Origin of the sequence: Streptomyces sp. 8L, from assembly GCF_020176795.1 — a bacterium.
In the GTDB taxonomy this organism is placed as follows: Bacteria; Actinomycetota; Actinomycetes; order Streptomycetales; family Streptomycetaceae; genus Streptomyces.
Window position 1 is genome coordinate 1 of sequence record NZ_JAIUKE010000199.1, and the last position, 10,733, is coordinate 10,733.

Sequence of the window (10,733 nt, forward strand, 5' to 3'; positions counted from 1 at the left end):
GCCCAGCGGGGCGCGCCGCTCGGGGGGCGCCTCGTGCGGGCGGGGGGCGCCCCCCGCGGGCGGGTGCGGCTACTCCCCCGTCTCCCCGTCCACCGCCTCCCGCAGGAAGTCCGCGTGGCCGTTGTGGCGTGCGTACTCCTCGATCATGTGCACCACGATCCACCGCAGGCTGGGCGTACGGCCGTCCGGCCAGGCGCGGCGGGCCGGACGCTCCAGGCCGCCGCCCTCGGCGAGGGCCCCGGCCACCAGCTCCCTGGAACGCGTCACGCTCTCCTGCCAGAGGGCCCGGAGCCGCTCCGGGCTGTCCCCGGCCGCCGAGTGCCACTCCCAGTCGGGGTCCTCGGTCCAGTCGACGCCCGCCCAGGCGGGGGCGGCGTCCGCGCCGTGCAGCGACACGGAGAACCAGCTGTCCTCCACGTATGCCAGGTGCTTGAGGATGCCGCCGAGGGTCATGGACGAGGCGCCGACCGTCGCGGCCAGCCCGGACTCGTCCAGCCCCGCGCACTTCCACGCCAGGGTGGCGCGCTGGAAGTCGAGGAAGCCCAGCAGGGTGGCGGCCTCCCCGCCCGCGACCGGGGCTTCCGGCCTGCCGTGCGGGTCCAGCGCGGTCAGGCCGGTGGACGCGGCCGGCCCCGCGCCGCCGGCCGCCGACGGCGCCTCCCCCACGAGGACGGCCGTCAGCTCCTCCGGTGCGGAGAACATGGGCCAGTGGCCCGTGTCCAGCTCCTTGAGCCGCCAGCTCTCGCCCTTCAGCAGCCCGGCCGCCACCGGGTCCGGCTCCGGGCCGTCCAGCAGGCACTTGACGTACGTCGCCGGGAGGTCGTCCAACGGGCGTGCGAGGACGGCCGGTTCGGTCAGAGTGGCGCCGGGGTGCGGGGTCGCGCCGCGCACGAGCCGCCCGGCCTGCCCGTCCGTCAGGCCCTGGCCCTCGCAGTCCTCCGCCGTCAACGGGGCCCAGAACCCGTCGTGTTCCTCGAAGGACCTGGCGAGCGCCGCCCGTCCCTCGTCCGACCAGGCGGACGCGAAGGACTCGCCGTCGACCGGCACACTGGAGTCCACGAAGACCACCCGCGCCAGCCGGTCACCGATCCGCCGGGCCGCCTGCCCGACCGGGACGCCCGAGTAGCTGTGGCCGACCAGCACGACCTCGCGCAGGTCGCGCCGCTCGACCTCCGCCACGATCGCGGCCACGTGGCCCTGCTGCCCCGTCTCCTCGCCGCGCCGCTCGGCCAGGCCGGGCAGCGTCAGCGGATACGCGCCGTGCCCCGCCGCCCGGAGCCCGGGCGCCACCTCGTCCCAGGCCCACGCACCGAGCCACGCCCCTGCCACCAACACGAAGTTCGCCATGCCGGACAACGTAGCGGCCAGCACTGACAACGGGCCCGGGACGGCCGAGGGCCCACGGCGTCCGCCTCAGTGGTGCTCGCTCGGGAAGCCCAGGTCGACGCCCGCCGGCGTCTCCGCCGGGTCCGGCCAGCGGGTCGTGACGACCTTGCCGCGCGTGTAGAAGTGGACGCCGTCGTTGCCGTAGACGTGGTGGTCCCCGAACAGCGAGTCCTTCCAGCCGCCGAACGAGTGGTAGCCCACCGGCACCGGGATCGGCACGTTCACGCCGACCATGCCCGCCTCGACCTCCAGCTGGAAGCGGCGGGCCGCGCCGCCGTCGCGGGTGAAGATCGCGGTGCCGTTGCCGTAGGGCGACGCGTTGATGAGGCCGACGCCCTCCTCGTACGTCTCCGCGCGCAGCACGCACAGCACCGGGCCGAAGATCTCGTCGCGGTACGCGTCGGAGTCCGTGGCGACCCGGTCCAGCAGGGACAGGCCGATCCAGTGGCCGTTCTCGTAGCCGTCGACCGTGAAGCCGGTACCGTCGAGGACCACCTCCGCGCCCTGGCCGCCCGCGCCGCGCACATAGCCCGCGACCTTGTCGCGGTGTGCGGCGGTGATCAGCGGGCCCATCTCGGAGGCCGGGTCGTCGCCCGGGCCGATCGTGATCTTCTTCGCGCGCTCCGCGATCTTCGCCACCAGCGCGTCGCCGGCGGAACCGACCGCCACTACCGCGGAGATGGCCATGCACCGTTCGCCCGCGGAGCCGTAGGCCGCGGAGACGGCCGCGTCCGCCGCCGCGTCGAGGTCCGCGTCGGGCAGGACCAGCATGTGGTTCTTCGCACCGCCGAGCGCCTGGACGCGCTTGCCCGCGGCCGACGCCCTGCCGTGGATGTAACGGGCGACGGGGGTGGAGCCGACGAACGACACGGCGGCCACGTCCGGATGGCCGAGCAGCCCGTCCACCGCCACCTTGTCGCCGTGCAGGACGTTCAGCACGCCCTGCGGCAGGCCCGCCTCCGCGGCCAGCTCCGCGAGCAGCACGGAGGCGGACGGGTCCTTCTCGCTCGGCTTCAGCACGAACGTGTTCCCGCACGCGATCGCCACCGGGAACATCCACATCGGCACCATCGCGGGGAAGTTGAACGGCGTGATGCCCGCGACGACCCCGAGCGGCTGCCGGATCGAGGCCACGTCCACCCGGGAGGAGACCTGGGTGGACAGCTCGCCCTTGAGCGCGGTCGTGATCCCGCAGGCCAGCTCGACGATCTCCAGACCGCGCGCGACCTCGCCGAGCGCGTCGGAGCGCACCTTGCCGTGCTCCGCGGTGATCAGCGCGGCGATGTCGTCGCGGCGCGCGTCGAGCAGGGCGCGGTAGCGGAAGAGGACCGCCGTGCGCTGCGCGAGCGAGGACGTGCCCCACGTCGTGTACGCGGCCTTCGCGGCGGCCACCGCCGCGTCCACGTCGTCCGTCGAGGCGAAGGCGACCCGGGTGGTGACCTCGCCGGTCGCCGGGTCGGTGACGTCGCCGTACCGGGCGGACGTGCCCTCGGCGCTCTTGCCGTCGATCCAGTGGTTCACGGTCTTCATCGGCGGGATCTCCTTTACAGATCGCGGCTCGCGGGCCGCCGCTCACAGGTCGCGGACGGCGGGTCGCTGTCGGACGGATCTCGGCTCACAGGTGGCGGCGCCGGGCGGCCCTGTTCCTGTCGTACACCTCGCGTGCCCCGACGGCGGCCGGACGGCCCGCCGTCTCGGCGACCGGTACATCCCACCACGCCTGCGCGGGCGGTACGGCGGACACAGTGTCGGGCGTTTCGGTCTCCACGTAGACACATGTGGGGGCCTCGGCCGAGCGCGCGCGTGCCAGCGCCTCGCGCAGTTCGCCCACGGTCTTGGCGCGCAGCACCCGCATCCCGAGCGCCGCCGCGTTCGCCGCGAGGTCGACCGGCAGCGGATCACCCGTGTACGTGCCGCCCGGGTCGCCGGCCCCGCCCGTGCGGAAGCGGTAGGCCGTGCCGTACCCCTCGGCACCGACCGACTCCGACAGGCCGCCGATCGACGCGTACCCGTGGTTCTGGAGGATGACGAGGCGCAGCGGCAGCCGCTCCTGCACCGCGGTGACGATCTCGGTGGGGTTCATCAGGTACGTGCCGTCGCCGACGAGCGCCCAGACCGGGCGGTTCGGCCGCGCCATCAGCACGCCGATCGCGGCCGGGATCTCGTAGCCCATGCAGGAGTAGCCGTACTCGACGTGGTACTGGTCCCGTGACCTGGCCCGCCACAGCTTGTGCAGGTCGCCGGGGAGCGATCCGGCGGCGTTGACGACGATGTCGTCCGCCGTCACCAGCGCGTCGAGCGCGCCGACCACCTGGCCCTGGGTGGGCCGCGCCGACGCGTCGGGCGCGTCGAAGGCGGCGCTGACGCGCGCCTCCCAGCGCTCCTTCGCCGCGCCGTACGCCGCCGCGTAGGCGGGCTCGACGCGGTGGCCGGCGAGGCCCGCCGCGAGCGCTTCGAGCGCCGTGCGGGCATCCGCGACGAGCGGGTGCGCGGCGAGCTTGTGCGCGTCGAACCCCGTCACGTTGAGGTTGAGGAAGCGGACGCCCCGGCCGGCGAACAGCGTCGCCGACGCCGTCGAGAAGTCCGACCAGCGGGTGCCCACCCCGATCACCAGGTCGGCCGCGCGGGCGAGTTCGTCCGCCGTCGCCGTACCGGTGTGGCCGACGCCGCCGACGTCGCAGGGGTGGTCGTAGGGCAGCGATCCCTTGCCCGCCTGGGTGGAGGCGACGGGGATGCCGGTGGCCCCGGCGAACGCGGCGAGCGCCTCCTCCGCGCGGCTGTGGTGCACTCCGCCGCCCGCCACGAGCAGCGGCCTGCGGGCCGCGCGTACGAGAGCCACGGCGTCCGCGAGTTCGTCCGGGTCCGGCGCCTGGCGGCGCACCCGCCACACCCGCTCTGCGAAGAACTCCTCGGGCCAGTCGTACGCCTCCGCCTGGACGTCCTGGGGCAGCGCGAGCGTCACGGCGCCGGTCTCGGCCGGGTCGGTGAGCACCCGCATCGCGGCGAGCGCGGCGGGGATCAGCGCCTCGGGGCGGCCGATCCGGTCGAAGTACGCGGAGACGGGCCGCAGCGCGTCGTTGACGGACACGTCGCCCGCCGCGCGCACTTCGAGCTGCTGGAGCACCGGGTCGGCGGGCCGGGTCGCGAACGTGTCGCCCGGCAGCAGCAGTACGGGCAGCCGGTTGACGGTCGCGAGGGCGGCGCCCGTGACGAGGTTGGTGGCGCCGGGGCCGATGGACGTCGTCACGGCGTGCGCGGAGAGCCGGCCGCTCTGCCGGGCGTAGCCGACGGCGGCGTGCACCATGGCCTGTTCGCTGCGCCCCTGGACGTAGCGCATGGCGCCGTCCGCCTCCACGAGGGCCTGGCCGACACCCGCGACGTTGCCGTGGCCGAAGATGCCCCACACGGCGTCGATGAGCCGGTGGCGCTCGCCGTCGCGCTCGGTGTACTGGCGCGTCAGGAAGGTGATCAGCGCCTGGGCGACGGTGAGCCGGCGCGTGGGAGGCGTCTCGTGTGCCGGGTCCGTGCCGTCGGCGGGGTCCGTGGTGTGCGCGGGGTTCGTGGCGGTGCCCATCAGGAGTCCCCTCGGTCGGCGGTGTACAGCGGAAGGCGCGGGTCGACCGCCTGGTCCCGCCAGGTGTCCCTGACCCAGCGGTGGTCGGGGTGGTCGCTGATCAGCCACTCGCGCGCGCCGGGGCCCGCCATGACGTTCAGGTAGTACAGGGCGCGGCCGGGGGCGGCGATGGACGGGCCGTGCCAGCCGTCGGGGATGAGGACGGTGTCGCCGCCGCGCACCTCCGCGAGGACGTCGGTACCGCCGGGCCGCGACGGCGAGACGCGGTGGTAGCCGACAGCGCCGTCATCCGCGCCGTCAGCGCTGTCGTCCGCGTCGTCAGTGCCGTCAGCGCCGGGCCGGGGCGCGGGGGCGCCCTCGCGCCGGTCGATCTCGAAGTAGTAGATCTCCTCCAGCACCGACTCGGCGCCCGGCCGGTGCTCGTCGTGCTTGTGCGGCGGGTAGGACGACCAGTTGCCGCCCGGCGTCAGCACCTCCACCGCGATGAGCCGGTCGCACGGGAACACGCCCGCCGCCGCGAAGTTGTTCACCTGGCGCGAGCACATGCCCGCGCCGCGCAGCTCCACGGGAACCTCCGGCGCGGGGCCGTAGCGAGCGGGGAGTCGTCGCTCGCACTTCGCTCCTGCCAAAGCGAACCGGCCCCCCGCACCGGAGGCGATCTGGGCGTTCCCGTCGCGCGGGAGGTAGGCGAAGTCGGAGACCGCGCCGAACACGCCGTCGCGGCCATGCAGTTCGAAGGTCTCACGCTCCGTGCGCACCGTACAGCCACCGGTGAGCGGCAGCACGATCCACTCGCTGTCACCGGTGTCGAAGGTGTGGCTGCCGCCGGGCGGCAGATCGAGGACGCGCAGGGAGCAGTACGTCCACCCGGCGCGCTCGGGACCGATGTCGAGCGCGTACGGCCCCGACGCGGCCTCGCCCGCGCGCACATGGTGGCGGCGGCCACCGCCGGGGGCCGGTGACATGCCCGCGCCGCCCGCCCCGTGGACAGGGCCGCGCGCCGGTCCCCGGGCCGGTCCTGGTGCCGGTTCCCCGGCTGCCGGGGTCCCTCGCTCCGCTGGTGTCGCCATACGTCTCTCCCTACCCGCTCCCGCCGCTGTCCGCGCCCTCGCCGTACCCGCACCGCCGCGCACCCGGCCGGCCGTGGCCGTCACCGGGGGCGACTCAGAGCAGTCCGACGGCCGTGTCGACCGCCTTCACGACGTCACCGTCCGCCGGGTAGAGCAGCGAGCGGCCGACGACGAGCCCGTGCACGGTCGGCAGCCGCAGCGCGCCGCGCCACTTCTCGTACGTACCCTCCTGGTCGTCCCCGATCTCGCCGCCGAGCAGCACGGCGGGCAGCGTGGACGTCGCCATGACCCGGGCCATCTCGTCGGGGTCCTCGGTGACGGGCACCTTCAGCCAGGTGTACGCGGACGTCCCGGCGAGCCCCGAGGCGATGGCGATGGACCGGATGACGCCCTCGGCGCTCAGGTCGCTGCGCAGCCGCCCGTCCGCGTCCCTGCGGCAGATGAACGGCTCCACGAACACCGGCAGTCCGCGTGCCGCCATCGCGTCCACGGCGCGCGCCGCCGCGTGCAGCGTGCGGACCGAGCCGCTGCCGGGGTCGTCGTAGTCGACGCGCAGGAGCAGCTTGCCCGCGTCGAACCCGTCCCTCGCCAGGTCCTCCGCGCGGTATCCGGTGAACCGGTCGTCGAGTTCGAAGGACGCGCCCGCGAGACCGCCGCGGTTCATGGAGCCGAGGACGACCTTGTCCTCGAGGGCGCCGAGCAGGAGCAGGTCCTCCAGGATGTCCGCCGTGCCGAGCACGCCGTCCACGCCCGGCCTCGCCAGCGCGGCGCGGAGCCGTTCGAGCAGGCCCGCCCGGTCGGCCATGGCGAGCGGGTCGCCGCCGGCGCCGAGCGCGCCGCGCGCGGGGTGGTCCGCCGCGATGATCATGAGCCGTCCCGACGCGCCGAGCAGCGGCCTGCGCGAGCGCCGCGTCGCGGCCTCGGCGACGGCCTCGGGACGCCGAGCCCGCAGCCGCGCGAGGGCGGCGACGTCCACGGGTCCGAGCGGATCGGCGCTCACCGCCCGCCTCCGGACGCGGGCGGCGCCTGCGGCGATGCGGGTGGGGGTGCGGACGCGGGTGCCGGTGCGGGTGCGGACGCAGGTCCGAGGGACGCCGGTGCGGGGGCCCCTGCCGGTGCCGGTCCGGGGGGCGCCGCCCGCTCCGGTGGGACCGGGCCGCCCGCCGCCACCTGGTCGACCTCCTGCGCGTACGGCATCGCCGACGAGCAGGCGAGGCGCGAGGCGACGATGGCGCCCGCCGCGTTCGCGTACCGCATCGTGCGGTCGAGTGGCCAGCCCGCCAGCAGTCCGCGGCAGAGCGCGCCGCCGAACGCGTCGCCCGCGCCGAGGCCGTTGACGACGTCGACGGCCACCGGCGGCACCTCGGCCGTCGTCCCGTCGCGGTGGACGGCGAGGACGCCCTTCGGGCCCTGTTTCACGACGGCCAGTTCCGGGCCCGCCGCGAGCAGCGCGCGGGCGGCGGCGTGCGGTTCGCGCTCGCCGACCGCCGTCTCGCACTCCTCCAGATTGCCCACCGCCACCGTCGCCTGCGCGAGGGCCGCCGCGTACGCCTCGCCCGGGTCCTCGTCCCAGAACATCGGCCGCCAGTCGAGGTCGAAGACCGTGGTGCCGCGCCGTGCGCGGGAGCGGAGCGCCGTCAGCGTGGCGGTGCGGCTCGGCTCGGCGCACAGGCCGGTGCCCGTCATCCAGAAGATCCGCGCGGCCCCGACCGCGTCCAGGTCCAGTTCCCCCGGGTGGATCTCCAGGTCGGGCGCCTTGGGGCGGCGGTAGAAGTACAGCGGGAAGTCGTCGGGCGGGAAGACCTCGCAGAAGGTGATCGGCGTCTGGTACTCGTCCACCGGCGTGACCCAGCGGTCGTCGACCCCGAACTCCCGCAGCTGCCGGTGCAGATACGCGCCGAACGGGTCCGCGCCCGTGCGGGTGACCACGGCGGTGCGCAGCCCGAGCCTGGCGCCCGCCACCGCGACATTCGCCGCGGAGCCGCCGAGGAAGCGGCCGAAGCTGTCCACATCCTGGAGAGGCACCCCGGTCCGCAGCGGATAGAGGTCCACCCCGATCCGGCCCATCGTGATCACGTCGTACGGTCCGGAGTCCATGGGTCCCGTCCCCTCCACCTCTCTCGGACCTGCCTCGCGCCCGGCCCGCCGTGCCCCGCGCCGCGCACCGGGCGCCCGCGCCGCGCGGACTCTCCTCGCGGAGGCCGGCACCTGTCTACTGGGCCGCGTGAAGCCCTGTCAACGGTATGTCATGACATTCGGACGTTGCCTTGACACCGCTTCCGGGCGGCCGGAAAGCTGAATGCCATGGCCTCCTCAGTGCCCTCGTCACCGTCGTCGCCCTCACCGTCGCCTTCGCAGTGGTCGTCGCCGTCGGCCCCGGCGGGACCGTCGCGGCGCATCAGGGTCGGCTCGGCCCCCGACTCGTGGGGCGTGTGGTTCCCCGACGACCCGCGGCAGGTTCCGTGGGAGCGCTTCCTCGACGAGGTCGCGGGCGCGGGATACGAGTGGATCGAGCTCGGCCCGTACGGCTACCTGCCGAGCGACCCGGCCCGCCTCCTGGAGGAGACCGGGCACCGCGGGCTGCGGGTGTCGGCGGGCACGGTCTTCACGGGCCTGCACCACGGCCCGGCCGTCTGGGACGCCACCTGGGAGCATGTGGCCTCCATCGCGGAACTGACCCGCGCGACGGGCGCGGAGCACCTCGTCGTGATCCCCGCGTTCTGGCGGGACGACAAGACGGGCACGGTACTGGAGGACAGGACGCTCACGGCCGCGCAGTGGCGCGATCTGACCTCCCTGACGGAACGACTGGGGCGCGAGGTGCGGGAGAGGTACGGCCTGCGGATCGTCTTCCACCCGCACGCGGACACGCACGTCGACACCGCGGAGAACGTGGCGCGCTTCCTCGACGCCACCGACGCGGCCGACGTGTCGCTCTGCCTGGACACCGGCCACTACACGTACTGCGGCGGCGACAGCGTCGAACTGATCGAGACCTACGGCGAGCGCATCGGCTACCTGCATCTGAAGCAGGTCGACCCGGCGGTCCTCGCAACCGTCGTGGCCGAGCAGCTGCCCTTCGGCCCCGCCGTCGCACGCGGGGTGATGTGTGAGCCGCCGGCCGGGGTGCCCGCGCTGGAGCCCGTGCTCGCGGCGGCGGGCCGGCTGGGGGTCGACCTGTTCGCGATCGTCGAGCAGGACATGTACCCGTGCGAGCCGGACCGCCCCCTGCCCATCGCCCGCCGCACGCGCCACTTCCTGCGCGGCTGCGGCGTCTGACCCGTCCAGCACATACGGCAGATACGCGCCGTCCGACCCGTCTGGCCCGAGCGACCCGACCGGCACATACGTCACGTCTGACCCGTCGGGCCCGTACGTCACGTCCGGCATGGGCCTGTCAGCGGGGCGTCGCGCGGGATCACTACAACGAATGCCTCTTTGCCACAAGAGTTGACGTCCGTCTGCTTCAGTCCCCCAGAACCGTTTCTGTCACAAAAGTCGACCATTGGTCACAGACGTCTCGGTTACGCGGGTTTCGGGTCACAGGCGCACCACAGGCATCGACACCCCATCACGCTGCGTCGCTGAATGGACACAGGCTCGGTGATCAACCGGCCGATCGCACCGCAGCCCCTCCGCCGGCCGACAGGACCGGCGCTGCGGTGCGCGCAGGGAGGTACGGACGCACATGACCGACACCAGACTCTGGTCCTACAAGGAGATCGCCGCGCACATCCGGGTCCAGCCGGACACCGTCCGCTCCTATCGCAAGCACGGGCTGCTGCCGCCGCCCGACCACGTGGAGAACGGCAGGCCCTTCTGGTTCGCGGACACGATCCGCTCCTGGGTCGCGAACCGGCCGGGCAACCGGAACCGCAGGACCTGACCGCCCGGCCGGGCCCGCGGGGCCCGCACAGCCCCCGACACCCCTCCACCTGCGGACTCCATACCCCCTAGGGGTACAGTGAAGCCGTTGTGCCACCCACGTTCGTCAAGGAGGACGTCATGAGCAACGTCACCACCGTGTACCAGGTCACGGGCATGAGCTGCGGCCACTGCGAGGGCGCCGTGGCCGACGAGATCTCCGGCATCGACGGAGTCGTCACCGTCCAGGCGGTGGCCGACACCGGCAGGGTGACCGTGACCTCCGCGAGCCCCCTCGACGAGACGGCCGTCCGCGCGGCGGTGGACGAGGCCGGCTACGAACTCGCAGGACAGGCCTGAGCCGGGCGGCCGGACCACCGCCACCAGGGCACCTGACCAGGTCTTTGCGGTTGCGTGTCCTTCACATGGGGCACGAGTCCTTCACATGGAGACCTAGATCACATAGATTTATGGGTAACCATCAGAGCAGCTCGTGTGTCATAGAGGACGATGCCAGAGAACGTCTTGGGGGACGTTCACGAGATGTCTTGGGGGACATCTCGGGCAAGCGATTGGCCGGGGCACGTGCACAGGGGAGCTTGAGCGGCCCTCCCGTACGTACCCCGGTCGAACCGCACACGTGACCGCAGGTGGTTACGGCATACGCCCGGCCCGGATCCCGTGGGGGGAATCCGCTCCGGGGAAATGGAAAGCGCCCCCCCCACCCCCCCCGGGGGGGGGGGGGGGGGGGGGGGGGTTTGGGGGGGGGGGGCCGCCGCCGGCCCCCCCCCCCCCCGCGCCCCCCCGGGGGCCCCGGGGCCCCCCCCCGGGGGGGGGGG

Annotated in this window: 9 protein-coding genes and 1 pseudogene; 3 read left to right on the forward strand and 7 right to left on the reverse strand. The window is 74.2% G+C overall.

What is annotated here, in order from left to right; all coding sequences use genetic code 11:
• Positions 1 to 69: 69 nt before the first annotated feature.
• The 7 genes and pseudogenes from LCE31_RS17995 to iolC form a co-directional block, all read right to left on the reverse strand.
• Complete coding sequence (locus LCE31_RS17995; protein ID WP_225015368.1) at positions 70 to 666, reverse strand: DinB family protein; 597 nt, start codon at positions 664 to 666, stop codon at positions 70 to 72.
• A pseudogene (locus LCE31_RS18000) lies at positions 655 to 1,347 on the reverse strand (alpha/beta fold hydrolase); the annotation flags it as partial. The pseudogene LCE31_RS18000 and the gene LCE31_RS17995, both read right to left, overlap by 12 nt.
• Positions 1,348 to 1,413: 66 nt before the next feature.
• A complete protein-coding gene (locus LCE31_RS18005) occupies positions 1,414 to 2,916 on the reverse strand; it encodes a CoA-acylating methylmalonate-semialdehyde dehydrogenase (RefSeq protein WP_225015353.1) in 1,503 nt (500 codons plus the stop codon).
• An 85-nt stretch (positions 2,917 to 3,001) separates the two neighbouring features.
• Positions 3,002 to 4,960, reverse strand: coding sequence for a 3D-(3,5/4)-trihydroxycyclohexane-1,2-dione acylhydrolase (decyclizing) (gene iolD / locus LCE31_RS18010; RefSeq protein ID WP_225015355.1), 1,959 nt, complete (start codon positions 4,958 to 4,960; stop codon positions 3,002 to 3,004).
• A complete protein-coding gene (iolB, locus tag LCE31_RS18015) occupies positions 4,960 to 5,925 on the reverse strand; it encodes a 5-deoxy-glucuronate isomerase (protein WP_225015357.1) in 966 nt (321 codons plus the stop codon). The genes iolD and iolB overlap by 1 nt, the downstream gene beginning before the upstream one ends.
• Before the next feature lie 199 nt (positions 5,926 to 6,124).
• Entirely contained in the window at positions 6,125 to 7,006 is an 882-nt protein-coding gene (locus LCE31_RS18020) for a Cgl0159 family (beta/alpha)8-fold protein (RefSeq protein WP_441349415.1), read from the reverse strand.
• Between the two features lie 20 nt (positions 7,007 to 7,026).
• Positions 7,027 to 8,127 (reverse strand): 5-dehydro-2-deoxygluconokinase, encoded by a 1,101-nt coding sequence (gene iolC, locus LCE31_RS18025; protein ID WP_225015361.1) that lies wholly within the window; start codon positions 8,125 to 8,127, stop codon positions 7,027 to 7,029.
• Positions 8,128 to 8,334: 207 nt separating this feature from the next.
• Here iolC and LCE31_RS18030 point away from each other — a divergent pair, with 207 nt between their 5' ends.
• The 3 genes from LCE31_RS18030 (at position 8,335) to LCE31_RS18040 (ending at position 10,254) form a co-directional block, all read left to right on the forward strand.
• Entirely contained in the window at positions 8,335 to 9,309 is a 975-nt protein-coding gene (locus LCE31_RS18030; RefSeq protein ID WP_225015362.1) for a sugar phosphate isomerase/epimerase family protein, read from the forward strand.
• Positions 9,310 to 9,718: 409 nt separating this feature from the next.
• On the forward strand, positions 9,719 to 9,916 hold the full coding sequence (locus LCE31_RS18035; protein ID WP_225015364.1) for a helix-turn-helix transcriptional regulator: 198 nt from the start codon (positions 9,719 to 9,721) through the stop codon (positions 9,914 to 9,916).
• 119 nt (positions 9,917 to 10,035) lie between these two features.
• A complete protein-coding gene (locus LCE31_RS18040) occupies positions 10,036 to 10,254 on the forward strand; it encodes a heavy-metal-associated domain-containing protein (RefSeq protein ID WP_225015366.1) in 219 nt (72 codons plus the stop codon).
• Positions 10,255 to 10,733 lie beyond the last annotated feature (479 nt).

Excerpts from the sequence above, each read along its gene's own strand:
- LCE31_RS18005 (WP_225015353.1), bottom strand. The coding sequence starts at position 2,916 with ATGAAGACCGTGAACCACTGGATCGACGGCAAGAGCGCCGAGGGCACG.
- iolD (WP_225015355.1), bottom strand. The coding sequence starts at position 4,960 with ATGGGCACCGCCACGAACCCCGCGCACACCACGGACCCCGCCGACGGC.
- iolB (WP_225015357.1), bottom strand. The coding sequence starts at position 5,925 with ATGTCACCGGCCCCCGGCGGTGGCCGCCGCCACCATGTGCGCGCGGGC.
- iolC (WP_225015361.1), bottom strand. The coding sequence starts at position 8,127 with ATGGACTCCGGACCGTACGACGTGATCACGATGGGCCGGATCGGGGTG.
- LCE31_RS18030 (WP_225015362.1), top strand. The coding sequence starts at position 8,335 with ATGGCCTCCTCAGTGCCCTCGTCACCGTCGTCGCCCTCACCGTCGCCT.
- LCE31_RS18035 (WP_225015364.1), top strand. The coding sequence starts at position 9,719 with ATGACCGACACCAGACTCTGGTCCTACAAGGAGATCGCCGCGCACATC.
- LCE31_RS18040 (WP_225015366.1), top strand. The coding sequence starts at position 10,036 with ATGAGCAACGTCACCACCGTGTACCAGGTCACGGGCATGAGCTGCGGC.